Source organism: Capnocytophaga periodontitidis (assembly GCF_016126015.1).
GTDB lineage: Bacteria > Bacteroidota > Bacteroidia > Flavobacteriales > Flavobacteriaceae > Capnocytophaga > Capnocytophaga periodontitidis.
This window is the reverse complement of sequence record NZ_JAEFDB010000001.1, coordinates 533,749-548,404: the sequence shown is the minus strand read 5'-3', so window position 1 is coordinate 548,404 and position 14,656 is coordinate 533,749. Positions and strand designations below refer to the sequence as shown.

The window sequence follows — 14,656 nt, the reverse complement described above, 5'->3', positions numbered from 1 at the left end:
ATAGTAAATAATTATGACAGAAGGAGAAAAATTGATTCCTGTTGATATCAGCGAAGAGATGAAATCTGCTTACATCGATTATTCGATGTCGGTAATCGTTTCGCGCGCATTACCCGATGTGCGTGATGGGCTGAAACCTGTTCACCGTCGCGTGCTCTATGGTATGTTCGATATGGGCGTACTCAGCAATCGTCCCTATAAAAAATCAGCTGCCATTGTTGGGGAAGTACTAGGTAAATACCACCCTCACGGCGATATCGCTGTGTATGATACTATGGTGCGTATGGCTCAGTACTGGAGTTTGCGCTATATGCTCGTTGATGGGCAAGGTAACTTTGGTTCTATGGGAGGTGACCCACCTGCCGCAATGCGTTATACCGAGGCCCGTATGCGCAAATTCTCAGAAGATATGCTTATTGATATCGATAAAGAGACTGTTGACCACCAACTTACTTATGATGATTCTCGTGAAGAACCTATCGTACTCCCCACCCGTATTCCTAATTTATTAGTGAATGGTTCTGCGGGTATCGCTGTGGGTATGGCTACTAATATGGCTCCTCATAACCTTAGTGAAGTAATTGATGGTACCATCGCTTATATTGATAATAATGATATTGAAATAGATGAACTTATCAAATATATCAAAGCTCCTGATTTCCCTACAGGTGGTATTATCTATGGTTATGAAGGAGTAAAAGAGGCTTTTAAAACAGGACGTGGTCGTGTGATTGTACGTGCTAAAGCTGAATTTCAAGAGGTAAGAGGCAAAGAATGTATAGTCGTTACCGAAGTACCTTATCAAGTAGATACATCTATCTTACTGAAAAAAACCTCCGATTTGGTAAAAGAAGGTAAGTTAGAGGGTATTACTGATGTACGCGATGAATCAGCTCGTGGTAAGATTCGTATTGTTTATATCTTAAAGCGCGATGCTGTACCTAATGTAGTACTAAACAACTTGTTTAAACATACTGAATTACAAACTTCTTTCAGTGTGAACAACATTGCTTTAGTAAATGGTCGCCCTCAGCTATTAAACCTTAAAGAGCTCATTTATCACTTTGTAGAACATCGTCACGATGTGGTGTATCGTCGCACTGATTACGAGTTGCGTAAAGCTAAAGAACGTATCCATATATTGGAAGGTTTTATGAAAGTGATGGCTACAGAAGATACAATGGGTAAAGCTATTGAAATCATCCGTTTTCACGATAAACCTAAAGAAGATTTGATAGCTGAATTTGATCTTACAGATATTCAAGCCGAAGCTATCTTAGCCTTAGCTCTACGTCGTATCAACAAAGCGTTAATCTTACAAACTAAAGAAGAATACGAACAAAAATTAGCTGAAATACGTGATTTAGAAGATATCTTAGCTCGTAAAGAACGCCGAACTGAAATTATCAAAGAAGAACTTCTTGAAATAAAAGAAAAATACGGCGATGCCCGTCGCTCTACTATTGAGTATGCAGGAGGCGAGTTTAGTGTAGAAGATATGATCCCCGATGATAAAATGGTCATTACCATTTCTCATGCAGGTTATATCAAACGCACTTCCCTCAGTGAGTATAAAACACAAAGTAGGGGAGGGGTAGGTCAAAAAGCCTCTACCACTCGCGACCAAGATTTCTTGGAACACCTATTTGTAAGCTCTAATCACCAATACCTATTGTTCTTTACCCAGAAAGGTAAATGTTTTTGGATGCGTGTCTACGAAATCCCTGAAGGTAGTAAAACTGCCAAAGGTCGTGCTGTACAAAATCTTATCAATATAGAACAAGACGACAAAATTAAAGCCTTTGTGAGCGTTCAAAATCTCAAAGACGAAGCGTATATCAATAATAACTACCTCATTATGGCTACCAAACAAGGTACTGTAAAGAAAACCTTGCTCAAAGAATACTCCCGTCCACGTCAGAATGGTATCAATGCCATTACTATTAAAGAAGGCGATGAGCTTATCGAAGCCAAACTTACCTCAGGCAGTAGCCAGCTGATGTTAGCAGTGAAATCAGGTCGTGCAATACGTTTTGGAGAAGACAAAGTACGTGCTGTAGGGCGTAATTCTCAAGGAGTACGTGGTATCGACCTCGACATTGAAAACGATGAAGTAGTAGGTATGATAGCTATCGAAAACCCACGCGAAGAGACCGTATTAGTTGTCTCTGAAAACGGTTATGGAAAACGTTCATACATCGATGACCCCGAAACACACGAAGCAGTATACCGTATTACTAACCGTGGAGGTAAAGGGGTAAAAACTATTTCTATTACTGAGAAAACAGGTCAGTTAGTTGCTATCAAGAGTGTTTTGGAAGGCGAAGACTTAATGATTATCAACAAATCAGGTATTGCAATACGCCTCTCCATCGACACACTGCGCATCTCTGGGCGTGCTACTCAAGGTGTAAAACTCATCAACATCAAAGGTAAAGACTCTATTGCTGCCGTTACCAAAGTAATGAAAGAAGACGATGATGAAACCGATGCTACTGATACTGAGGATGTAACACCTCCTACCGAAGAATAAAAATCTGTGTTCATAATTTAATAAAGAAAGGTCAAACGGAAGTTACTTCATTTCTCTTTAGGTAAGAACTTACTTCCGTGATTACCTTTCTTTTTTATTTTATACTATGGGAAAAACAATCAACATACAAAAAGTTGCTCTTAGGCAAAACGCCCTTTATATCCCTGATACTATGGTCTCACAAAGGGCTATACAACCAGGAACATTAGAATTAGTAGCAGCTCTTCGCAAGCACGGCTTTGGCGTTACTGAGAACCTCCTTCATGCAATCAATGGTACTAATAGCGAGTTTCGCCAAGAGGTGATACGCATTATTAAGGAAGTTCTCAACGTCAATCTCAATTGGGCACCTCTTATCAAAAACTGGGAAGTACCTACAGGCGAGAGTGCGATAGATCATATCATCACAGCTTTCTACAATCAGTATCCTGACCTGATAAAATATGATGATGAGTATTCTAGCTATTATTACGATTACTATCAAGACGAAGATGAAAGATATAACGATTCTTACATACCTAAACACGAGCGATTTTTAGCTTGTGGACACTATATTCCTTATGGAACTTTCCCTTTGTGGCGTTATAATGGTTGTCCTTTCTGTGGTACACTTTTCAAGTTAGGTAAAATAGAACACACCGATCAAGGTAGCAAACTCAAAATCCTCGACCTATGGCGCGAGGCAGAAGCCAACACCTTTTTTCAAAACTTGCTAAGCTCTAAAACCGCCTTAGATGCTACCAAAGCAGATTCTCTTAAGCTCCTACCACCTTATTTCTCAGTAGCCAAAGAAACTACTATTGAGATGAAGGAAACCCTTATCTTAGTAGTCGGTAGCTACCTTTCTGAAGGAAAGGAAAAAGAAGCAGGAGGCTGTTTTCGCACTCCTACCGATATTCTCCGCTATTTGTGGTATAAAAAAACAGGCTTCTTACAGATAATTCCTCCTAAAACAATTGTTGCTAAAAATGCTAAAAACAACCAGCATATAATGCGTCAATTAGATAAGAGTGAGCAAGCTAAAGCTGAAGCAAAACAAGCTCTCAAACTCAAGTACTCTCGTGAGGAATGTGCCCGAGTAGCACGCTGGCTAAATAATTTGTCTCTTTCAGCTGAGAAGGCTTGTGAATTAATGCACCCTAAGCGCGAAATGTGGGTGCGCTTTATTCGTGCCTTGCGTTTAGCCGAGTATAGCAAGAAAAAAGGCTTTGAAAAGCTTGCTACACTATTAGATATTTTCTATCATCAGAAATACGAAGTGTGGCAAGGCAAGGTTCAACAGGCTTACCTAAATGTAGATACTGATACTGTTTTAGAATATCTAAAAGAACGCCCTTCCCAGTTTGCATGTTCGCTATTCGCTACTATGTTATGGGTGGGTGCAGATGATACGATTATCGCCTTCAAAGAAGTAATAGACCAAGTACCCATGCGTTTGCTCTTTACCCTTAATAATTATGCTGATCTTTACTTTACACCAGAGGGTACACGCCCTATAAAAATCATCACAGGCGATTATATAAATGCTCCTAAAAATCAATGGGTAAATTTAGGTTATAACGAAGAGCAATTAGCCCAGATGAAAACAGCTGTAGAAGACCTATGCTTGTGGACAATACGCCGAAAGTTTGCTAAACAACCCAATCCTCATAAAACGATATTTATAGATAAACAGCTGTATCATATCCCTTTGCCTATAGGTGATAGAGGCAATAATATACACGACTTCAATGCAACCCTAATGGGGATGAAATTTCCTTTAGAAGGCAACGAGATACGCCTCTTTATGCAATGGGGGAAAGACTTGCCAGCTCAAGACCTGGATATGGACTTGTCCTGCCATATTATCTTTGACGAAGAATGTAGAATGGAAAATGAGATGTGCTTTTTTGGTAAACTTACCGCTACGGGTTGCCAACACAGTGGTGATATTCGCAGTATTCCTAATAAAGTAGGTACTGCCGAGTATATCAATATCGATGTAAATATCTTGCGCCAAAAGAAAGCTAAGTACGTGACCTTTGTATGCAATGCTTATTCTAATGGGGCACTATCACCTAATTTAATAGTAGGTTGGATGGATAGTAAGCATAAAATGAAAGTATCTGAGCGTACAGGGGTAGCTTATGACCCTTCTACCGTGATTCATCAGGTGCGTATCGCTCAATCATTACAAAAAGGACTCCTCTTTGGTATCTTAGATGTAGAGGCTAAAGAGATTATCTGGATGGAACTCCCTTTCCAAGGACAGCTTGCTAATGATCTATCTCTCGATACTGTAAAAGCTCTACTCAATAAATTAAATGCTAAAACTACTATCGGCAACCTGCTAACCCTCAAAGCCGAAGCTCAAGGATTGCAGATAGTAAACGACAAAACTCTCGCCAATGAAGTGTATGATATACAATGGGCAGAATATGGGAAAGTAAATGAATTGTTTTTATAGTTAAAATAAACAGATATGAAAAAATGCATACTATTCAGTGCTATAACCTTATTTGTTATAGGGCTACAAGCACAAAACAAATTCAAAGTAACGCGTGATGAGGCACGTAATGGTTCGTATACTATTAGCCCTACCTTACCTAAGGACGGAATGGTAAAAGCAGGCACGGTTCTTACACTCAAAGCAACCCCTGCCACTGGCTATATTTTTGATAGTGGCTATTACTCCTTACCAGAACAGTGGGGGGCTATGTTTTATGAACAATCTACACCTGAGTTCAAAGTGAAAGTAGACAAAGATATGAATGTAGGAGCTTGTTTTGTACCTAAAAAAGCGGAAGCTAATCTGAAAGTAGTGCAAGATATTGTTTATGCTAAACCGGGAGTAAAACCGCTGAAATACGATGTATATAGTCCTAAAGGTAAGCAAAACCTACCTTGTGTTGTAATTATCCACGGAGGTGGATGGAGCTCCAATACTGAATCGGTGATGAGAGGTTTGGCACGCGAACTAGCAAACAGTGGCAGATATGTGGTTTTCAACATTGATTACCGCTGGATAGACAAACTTGACGGAGATAGTACTCCTACTCAATTGTACCAGATTGTAGAAGATGTCTATGGAGCTTTACTCCACATTATGCAAAACGCTGCTAAATACGGAGGCGATAACAGTAAGTTACTTCTTACGGGCGATAGTGCGGGAGGACATTTATCGGCTTCAACAGCAAATTTTGTAGAACGCATAGGCGATAGAGGTTTTGGTAAAACGCAAGGTGTTTACGAATTTATGCCTACCTATATGCCTAAAGGGAAAACTGTGGCACAAGTGCGTAATGAGTTGGCTAAAGCTATCAAAGCTGCTGCACCCAGCTATGGGGTATTTCGTCCTGAAATGCTTATCTATCGCTTTAAAGACTATCCTTATTTAAATGAAATTGCACCTATCAACAGTATTCCAGAGGCTTCTAAAAGAGCAGTACCCCAATTGTTGTTTAGAGGTTCAGAAGATGGACTTATAAAAGATGAAGAGGTCAAAGCTTACGAACGTGCCCTTTCCAAAGCCGGTCAGAGGGTGGAGTATATACAAGTAGGAGGTGCCAATCACGCTTTCTTCGATTGGAAACCCGATACTAAAACACAAGCAACTTTCAACAAATACGGCAAATACCACGCTCACGAAATGTTGTTGTTCTTTGATTCAGTATTAGACGATCTTAACAAAACTAACAACTAAAGAAACATCTTCAAATATAAATATCCGAGGAAGTATAATACTTTTCTCGGATATTTTTATATTAATTACTCATTCTTCATTGCTAATTATCAATTGTTTTGTACATTTGCGCTCTAAATTAACAAAGACTATGATTTATGAAATATGTGCCAGCTCTTTTGAGTCGGCTAAAAATGCTGAAATAGCAGGTGCTACCCGTATAGAGTTGTGTAGCGAATTAGGTGTAGGAGGGGTAACTCCCAGCTATGGATTAATTAAAAAAGTAATGGACGAACTCTCTATCGGTAACTGTGTGCTGATACGTCCTCGCAGTGGTAATTTTACTTATACCGATGAGGAGTTTGATGTGATGTTACGCGACATCAATCTCTGTCGTGAATTAGGTTGCCAAGGAGTAGTAACAGGAGTGTTACATCGCTATAACACAATTGATGAAGAACGTACTGCGCGCCTCAAAGAAGCTGCAGGTACTATGGAATTTATCTATCACCGTGCTTTTGATTGTGCCCCCGATCCCATTGCTGCAATTAAAACCCTAAAACGCTTGGGAGTTGAACGTATTCTTACCTCAGGGGGTAAAAAATCAGCTATTGAAGGATTAGAACTGCTTAAAGAACTCAACCGTATAGCTGCAGGTCAACCCACAATTATGCCTGGGGGTGGTATCAATCCACAGAGCATTATACAGATAAAAGCTGCTGGTTTTACCCAAGTGCACTTTTCAGGTACAGTTTTTGAGGATTTGGGTACATCTTTGCCTTTCTCATTTAAAACAGAGGCGTTTTTAGACGAAACAAAACGCCCTATTTCTAATGTTGAAAACATCAAAAAAATTATGAATAATTAGCCAGTTTGTTGTCAATTAGCAAATTGGTAAATTGACAAATGAATATGGTTTATATAATTCTTATTGGTATTTTTATCATTTATTTTCTACTAACATTTTATGCAAGTAGAAGTTTAAAAACCCTCAAAGTTCCCCGTTGGGTAGAATGGCTATTTTGGCTCATCACAATAGGAGTGGTAATTCACTTGTTGTACCATTGGTTCTGTAGAGGAAAAGTTGTATGGAGTGCCCCTCAACAATATGCTGTTGCAGGGCTATTTACGTGGCTTATTATCTGTTTGTTCGTAACTCTTCCTTTGTTATTAGAAGATATTACACGACTTATAAAAGCTATATTTCGCAAACCTACTAATGCACCACGTATTTCTTCTCGTCGTAAGTTTGTAAGTACTTTAGGTTGGGGATTGGCAGCTATTCCTTTTGCTTCTATCCTCTATAGTATTTTCAAAGGAAAATATAACTATAAAGTTTGGAAATACACATTGTATTTCGATAATCTCCCTAAAGCATTTGATGGCTATTGCATTACTCAAATATCCGATATTCATTGTGGTAGCTTTGATAACTATGAGAAAATACGCTATGGAGTAGAGCTTATCAACTCACAAAAAAGCGATGTAATCCTTTTTACTGGCGATTTGGTAAATAATTTAGCAAATGAGGTACACAATTGGAAATCACTTTTTGCTACTCTCCAAGCACCTGATGGAGTATTTTCTATTATGGGTAACCACGACTATGGTGATTATTCCTCTTGGGAAACTCCTGAAGCTAAACAACAAAATTTAGAGCATTTATTCCAATTACAAAAACAAATGGGATGGCAACTATTGCTTAACGAACATTGTTATTTAGAACGTAATGGCGAAAAAATAGCTTTAATAGGGGTAGAAAACTGGGGACACGGTCGATTTTCTAAATATGGTGATTTGAATAAGGCTATGGAAGGTGTAAATACCGAAGATTTTAAAATATTAATGAGTCACGACCCAACTCATTGGCAAGAGGTTGTGTTACCTGAAAATAAAGATATTCAACTTACTCTCAGTGGTCATACACACGGGATGCAATGCGGTATTGAAATACCTGGGTGGCTAAAATGGAGCCCCTCACAATATATTTACAAATATTGGGGAGGAATGTATGAAGAGGGTGGTAAATACCTCAATGTAAATAGAGGTTTTGGTTATCACGCTTTCCCTGGTCGTTTAGGGGTATGGCCTGAAATCACAGTTATTGAACTTAAAACTAAATAACTAAATTGTATGAAAAAATTTATTATATCAGGAGGTGGTACTGGCGGACATATATTCCCTGCTATCGCTATTGCCGATGAAATAAAAAAACGTTTACCTGAAGCCGAAATACTTTTTGTAGGGGCTAAAAATCGTATGGAAATGCAAAAAGTACCTCAAGCTGGTTATCCTATTGAAGGTTTGTGGATTTCAGGAATACAACGCAAGCTCACTTGGCAAAATTTGATTTTTCCACTAAAGTTTATCCATAGTCTATGGAAATCCCGACAAATCATCAAGCGTTTTAAACCTGATGCCGTCATAGGTACAGGAGGTTTTGCTAGTGGAGCAGTAGTGAAAGTAGCTGGGCAAATGGGGATACCTACCTTTATTCAAGAACAGAACTCTTATGCAGGCATTACCAATAAGATGCTCGCTCAAAAAGCAAAGAAAATATGTGTTGCTTATGATGGTATGGAAGTTTTCTTTCCAAAAGAGAAAATCGTAAAAACGGGTAACCCTATTCGTGGAGGTTTATTAAATATAGATCAACATCGCCAAGAAGGTTTATCGTATTTCCAACTTAATCCTCATCAAAAAACACTTTTGATATTAGGAGGAAGTTTAGGAGCACGACGCATCAATCAGTTAGTGGAAGCTCAATTACCTTTATTTGAAAAATTAGGGGTGCAAGTGCTATGGCAATGTGGCAAACTTTACTATGAAGAATACAAAAAGTATAATAGTTCACAAGTACACGTTTTAGCTTTTATTGATCGTATGGAACAAGCTTATGCCGTTGCCGATGTAATTATTTCACGAGCAGGCGCAAGTTCTGTAAGTGAATTATGTGTAGTAGGCAAACCTGTTATATTCATCCCTTCACCTAATGTAGCCGAAGATCATCAAACTAAAAATGCACGTGCTATAGCTGATAAACAAGCTGCTATTTTAATAAAGGAAAATGAATTAGATAGTAAATTTGCAGATACTTTTAGTAGCTTGATAACTGATGAAACTCAACAGCAAAATCTTTCGTCTCATATTAAAGCGCTAGCTCAACCCAATGCAACCAAAGAAATTGTAGATTTAATAATAAATAACAGATGACTAAATTTTTTACCTTTATAGCTCTCTTAGGAGGAGGAGTGCTTTCTATAGCACAAACTACCTTAAAACCCTCTGTATTTATAGATACTAAAAGTGATGATTTCAAAAAAGGTATTGTAGAAATCAAAGAATATACAAACTATGAAGTATATCAACAATTACAACGCAATCTCAAATCAGGTAACTCAGCTGCTATCAATGCTGATATGATACGTCAGGCATTTATCACAAGAAAGATAGCTTTACAAAAAGGTACTTACATCATTGATAACAACGAACAACATTTCGAGTTTGAAATAGGTAATAGTGGTCAATTAGTAGGTGAAGGTAAATTTGTGAATAAAAAGCGTAACATTCCTTCTACTTATATTTTTAACAATGGAAAACTTGCTGAAATTCATATTTTTACTCCTGAAGGAAGATTACGCAAAAAAAATATCTTCAAAGGTAATACTATAGAAGGGTTGGTGTATGACCACGCTGGAAATATTGCTCAAAAAATAGAAATATACACTAATTTAAAAGAAGGCGCTGACCAAATAGTAACTAATTATCACAAGAATGGCAACCCTAGTAAAGAAGTAAATACTATTAAAAATACTACCAAAGAGTATTATCAAAATGGTAAACTCAAACTCGAACAAATAAATAGTAAAACTACTACCAAATATGACCCTGAAGGAAAAATAACTGAAAAATGGTATGTTACTGAAAAAGGTAACTGCAAAGAGTTATATGAAAAAGGGGTAATTTCTCAAAAAATATGTGAAGATCGCAGTATAAAAGAAACCACTGTGAGCACTTATAAAAATGGTAAATTATTAGAAACAAAGAAATTATGAATTTACAACCAATAACAAACGTTTATTTTATAGGTATTGGAGGCATAGGAATGTCTGCCCTTGCACGTTATTTCAATGCCAATGGCAAAGTAGTAGCTGGCTACGATCGTACTCCTACCGATATTACTGAAATGCTAGAAAAAGAAGGTATAAAAGTACACTTTACTGATGAGTTAGATGCTATTCCTAATTCATTTAAAAATGTAGAAACTACTTTAGTGGTATATACCCCTGCTGTTCCTAAAGATCATAAAGAGTTAGTTTTTTTTCAAGAAAATGGCTACCAAGTAGTAAAACGCTCAGAAGTGTTAGGCTTCATTACTAAAAACTCCTTTTGTTTAGCTGTTGCAGGTACTCACGGTAAAACTACAACATCGAGTATTTTAGCCCATATTATGGTAGAAAGTGGAGCTTCGGTAAGTGCTTTTTTAGGAGGTATAGCCGAAAATTTCAATAGTAATTTGGTACTCAAAGGTAGTGAATATACAGTAGTTGAAGCCGATGAGTTTGACCATTCATTTTTGCGACTTTCACCTAACATTGCTTGTATTACCTCTATGGACGCCGATCACCTCGATATTTATGGTGATGAGCAACATCTTATAGAAGGATTTCACGAGTTTGCCAGAAAAATTAAACCTGGAGGCAGTCTCATTGTACGCAATGGACTAAACATAGCTGGTGAAACTTATGGTTTAGAAGATAGTTCTGATTATAGTTTCCAAAATATTCATATTGTAGAAGGCGTTTATCATTTTGATTTCAAATATACAGGAGGTATTTATAAAGATATTACCTTTATGAAACCAGGGCGACACAACTTACTCAATGCTTTGGCAGCTGTTGCTATGGCTGTAAAAGCAGGAATTGCTCCTGAAAAATTATTGCCTCACTTAGCTACTTTTAAAGGGGTAAAACGTCGTTTTTCATATATCATTAAAGAAAAAGACTTTGTTTTCATTGATGATTATGCCCATCACCCTTCTGAAATCAATGCACTATATCAAGCAGTAGCCGAAATGTATCCTAATACTCCTAAAACTATTGTTTTCCAACCTCATCTTTTCACTCGTACACGTGATTTTATGAATGATTTTGCAAAAAGTCTATCACAATTTGATGAGGTGATACTATTAGATATCTATCCTGCACGTGAATTACCTATAGAAGGGATTACTTCACAAGTTTTATTAGAGAAAATAACTACTTCTAAAAAAACTTTAGTAAGCAAAACTGAACTCATTCCTTTTTTGCTTAAGAAACGACCTCAATTATTATTAGCAGTAGGAGCAGGCGATATAGGAGCGGAAGTAACACATATCAAAGAAGCTATGAAAAAGTAAAAACTGAAGAAAATAACAAAAAAATGAGACTCACCTTTTTGATGAGCCTCATTTTTATTTTTAGTATCCGAAGAGTTCTTCTAAAGAAAGTTTTTTGAAATCTCCTATTTTTTGAAGTTCTTCTTTTGAAAGTTTCTTTTCAGAAGCTAAAATTACATAAGTATAAGGCTTTTTGGAAAGGTATTTATCGTGGAAAGTTTTTATCTCTTTCATTGTAATACCATCTATATTTTGATATACTTGCTTGCGTATATCATCCTTAAGACCTAATTCTTGTGCTGCTAAATAGCTATAAATAATGCCGTCCTGTGTAATACGCTCAGTTTCTATTTCTTGTTTGATTTGTAGCTTGGCTAATTCGAGATTAGCTGGTAATTCAGGCATTGTATTGAGCAGTTCATTCATAGCCTCAACGGCTTCTTTAAATTTGTCAGCTTGCGAACCTACATAAGCAAGCACATAATATTTATCTGCTTTTTTTCGTGGTGAAGCATAATAACCATAAGTACTATATGCTAACGCTTTACTTTCGCGAATGGTTTGGAATACCAAAGACCCCATACCTCCACCAAAATAGTTATTGAAAGCACTAATTACAGTACTTTCAGCAGGGTTGAAAGGAACAGTATTGCGCACCCAGCGTGTTTCAGCTTGTACCATTTCATAATCAGTAAAGAGTACTTGGTTTTTAGTCTGTTCTACTTGTTTAAACTCTTTTTTAGGAGCTACTTTAGCGAACTTAGTAGGTACTTTATGTAAAGGTTTTAGTTTAGCTGTAAGTTCTGAAAGTGTAGCAGGTCCATAATAAATAACGGTTTGCTCTACATTATTCAAATTTTTAACTCTATCTACCAATTCCTTTGCACTAATCGCATTAATTTCGGCATTAGAAAGTACATTGTTCACCTTATTTTTAGAACCATAAAGAGCATAATTAGTAAGTGCTTGCATAATAGCCCCACGATTAGCTTTTACATCTACACGTGATTTAGCAACACGTGCTTTAAGTGCTTGTAATACTTGTTCATCTGGTTGAGCATTGAGAACTAAATCTTCATAAAGTTTAACAGCAGCTTCAAAATTCTCTTGTAAACCTTCTATTGATACATAAGTATATTCTTCTTCTGTAGAGATTTGGAAACTGGATGCTATCTTATAAAATTCTTTTGAAATTTGTTCAGCTGATTTCTTATCAGTTCCTAAAAATTGGATGTATTGGGCTGCCATAGGCATTTTCAAATCATTAGCTGAACCTATTTTGTAGCGGAAACTCAAACGATACAACTCATTATCTTTATTTTGTACATACAATACTTCGGCATTACCTAATTTACCTTTTTGTAAATCTTTACTGTAATTTAAGAATACAGGAGCTACCGGAGTACTTGGCATCTCGTTGATCATTTTTACAAAAGCTGATTGTTTATCGGCATTAGTTTCAACAGGAGTAATAGCAGGTTTTTCAATTTTTTCTACATTGGTGCGTTGTCCTTTCTCTTTATAAATAGCCACATAGTTATTACCTAAGTATTTATTAGCAAAAGCGACAATATCGGCTTTAGTAAGTTTAGAAAGATTATTTACATAAGCTACTTGGTCTTTCCAGTTGAGATTATCTGTAAAAGCTGCCATCAACATATTAGCGCGATTGCTATAAGATTCAGTTGCTTGAATCGTTTGTTTTTTCAAATTGTTGATAATAGAAGGAATGAGATCATCATCAAAATTACCTTTTTTAAGGTTTTCTATTTGCCCTAACATAAGATCTTTTACTTGTTCTAACGACTGTCCTTGTAAAGGAGCTCCTGATAGATATAGTACTCCATAGTCTATAAGTGTATAAGCAAAGGCATTAGCTTTAAGTAATTTTTGTTTCTTTACAAGATTCAAATCGATAAGCCCTGCATTGCCATTGGTAAGGATTTCACCTACTAAATCAGCTAATAGAGCATCTTTATCTTGGTTACCTGGCAAACGGAATGCTATAGAAACACTTTCAGCATCGGGTCCTACTACCTTCTTAATGATAGGTGCTGTAATAGGAGCTTCTTTCTCAAAAGTATATTGAGGCACTGCTTTGGGTTGCATATAGCTAAATGCTTTATCAATTTGAGCGATAACAGTATCGGGGTTGAAATCTCCTGCCAATATTACTGCCATATTATTGGGCACGTAATAAGTATGGAAGTATTTGCGAATTTCTTTCAGTGAAGGATTTTTCAAATGCTCTACTGTACCAATAGTGGTTTGCAAGCCATAATTGTGCTTTTTGAATAGCTCAGAGAAGAGAGTTTCAAACACCTCGCTATTGTCGCTATCCAAAGAGCGGTTTTTCTCTTCGTATACAGCTTCCAATTCAGTATGGAAAATACGAAGTACAGGGTTGCGAAAACGTTCAGCTTGTACAGCAATATACTTATTAATAGCATTTGCTGGTACATCATCAGTATAAACAGTTTTCTCAAAAGAAGTAAACGCATTAGTACCTTGTGCTCCCATAGCAGTCATCATTTTATCGTACTCATTGGCAATAGCATACTTGCTGGCTACCCCCGATACTGAATCGATTATCTTGTAGATAGCCTTGCGTTTAGCAGGGTCTTTGGTGTGATTGTACTCTTCATAAAGGGCATCAATTTTGTCTAATTGTACCTTTTCTTTATTCCAATCAAGTGAACCGTATTTATCAGTTCCCTTAAAGAGCAAATGCTCTAAATAATGTGCAAGTCCTGTATGAGTAGCAGGATCAGTTTTACTACCAGCCTTCACGGCTACATAACACTGAATGCGGGGTTCTTTATTGGTAGGACTTAGGATTACGGTAAGCCCGTTTTTCAAGGTATAAAACCTTGCATTGGTAGGATCGTGGGTAACATATTTATAAGTGTACCCGCCACTTTGAGCTTCTTTCCACTCGTAGTTTTGAGCAGTAACCCCGAACGATATAGCTATAGTAAACAGCCATAAAAATAGATTTCTTTTCAGCATAAAAATATAGTTTTAAGATGTGTATTAAAAGAAAAGGGTATCTAAAAAGTTGTTTCCAGATACCCTCTATTTGTTA

At 37.0% G+C, this 14,656-nt stretch carries 9 protein-coding genes; 8 read left to right on the top strand and 1 reads right to left on the bottom strand.

All coding sequences use genetic code 11. The features are described 5' to 3' along the window. The first annotated feature begins 13 nt into the window (after positions 1-13). The 8 genes from gyrA to murC all read left to right on the top strand — a co-directional run bounded on the left by gyrA (position 14) and on the right by murC (position 11,592). Complete coding sequence (gene gyrA / locus I7X29_RS02765; RefSeq protein WP_198472742.1) at positions 14-2,533, top strand: DNA gyrase subunit A; 2,520 nt, start codon at positions 14-16, stop codon at positions 2,531-2,533. A 106-nt stretch (positions 2,534-2,639) separates the two neighbouring features. Beyond that, on the top strand, positions 2,640-4,979 hold the full coding sequence (locus tag I7X29_RS02760) for a hypothetical protein (protein ID WP_198472741.1): 2,340 nt from the start codon (positions 2,640-2,642) through the stop codon (positions 4,977-4,979). 15 nt (positions 4,980-4,994) lie between these two features. Beyond that, positions 4,995-6,215, top strand: a complete 1,221-nt coding sequence (locus I7X29_RS02755; protein WP_198472740.1) for an alpha/beta hydrolase — start codon at positions 4,995-4,997, stop codon at positions 6,213-6,215. Between the two features lie 130 nt (positions 6,216-6,345). After that, positions 6,346-7,062, top strand: a complete 717-nt coding sequence (locus tag I7X29_RS02750; RefSeq protein WP_198472739.1) for a copper homeostasis protein CutC — start codon at positions 6,346-6,348, stop codon at positions 7,060-7,062. Positions 7,063-7,106: 44 nt separating this feature from the next. After that, the gene (locus I7X29_RS02745; RefSeq protein WP_198472738.1) at positions 7,107-8,318 is read left to right on the top strand and encodes a metallophosphoesterase; all 1,212 of its coding nucleotides are present in this window, start codon (positions 7,107-7,109) and stop codon (positions 8,316-8,318) included. 9 nt (positions 8,319-8,327) lie between these two features. Continuing rightward, positions 8,328-9,407 (top strand): undecaprenyldiphospho-muramoylpentapeptide beta-N-acetylglucosaminyltransferase, encoded by a 1,080-nt coding sequence (gene murG, locus I7X29_RS02740; protein ID WP_198472737.1) that lies wholly within the window; start codon positions 8,328-8,330, stop codon positions 9,405-9,407. Then, positions 9,404-10,249, top strand: a complete 846-nt coding sequence (locus tag I7X29_RS02735; RefSeq protein WP_198472736.1) for a hypothetical protein — start codon at positions 9,404-9,406, stop codon at positions 10,247-10,249. The genes murG and I7X29_RS02735 overlap by 4 nt, the downstream gene beginning before the upstream one ends. Next, positions 10,246-11,592, top strand: coding sequence for a UDP-N-acetylmuramate--L-alanine ligase (gene murC, locus I7X29_RS02730; protein WP_198472735.1), 1,347 nt, complete (start codon positions 10,246-10,248; stop codon positions 11,590-11,592). Before I7X29_RS02735 ends, murC begins: the two co-directional genes overlap by 4 nt. Before the next feature lie 60 nt (positions 11,593-11,652). Here the strand turns inward: murC and I7X29_RS02725 are convergent, their stop codons facing one another. Continuing rightward, complete coding sequence (locus tag I7X29_RS02725) at positions 11,653-14,580, bottom strand: M16 family metallopeptidase (RefSeq protein WP_198472734.1); 2,928 nt, start codon at positions 14,578-14,580, stop codon at positions 11,653-11,655. Positions 14,581-14,656 lie beyond the last annotated feature (76 nt).

Coding starts and splice junctions, on each gene's coding strand:
- gyrA (WP_198472742.1), top strand. CDS start 14: ATGACAGAAGGAGAAAAATTGATTCCTGTTGATATCAGCGAAGAGATG.
- I7X29_RS02760 (WP_198472741.1), top strand. CDS start 2,640: ATGGGAAAAACAATCAACATACAAAAAGTTGCTCTTAGGCAAAACGCC.
- I7X29_RS02755 (WP_198472740.1), top strand. CDS start 4,995: ATGAAAAAATGCATACTATTCAGTGCTATAACCTTATTTGTTATAGGG.
- I7X29_RS02750 (WP_198472739.1), top strand. CDS start 6,346: ATGATTTATGAAATATGTGCCAGCTCTTTTGAGTCGGCTAAAAATGCT.
- I7X29_RS02745 (WP_198472738.1), top strand. CDS start 7,107: ATGGTTTATATAATTCTTATTGGTATTTTTATCATTTATTTTCTACTA.
- murG (WP_198472737.1), top strand. CDS start 8,328: ATGAAAAAATTTATTATATCAGGAGGTGGTACTGGCGGACATATATTC.
- I7X29_RS02735 (WP_198472736.1), top strand. CDS start 9,404: ATGACTAAATTTTTTACCTTTATAGCTCTCTTAGGAGGAGGAGTGCTT.
- murC (WP_198472735.1), top strand. CDS start 10,246: ATGAATTTACAACCAATAACAAACGTTTATTTTATAGGTATTGGAGGC.
- I7X29_RS02725 (WP_198472734.1), bottom strand. CDS start 14,580: ATGCTGAAAAGAAATCTATTTTTATGGCTGTTTACTATAGCTATATCG.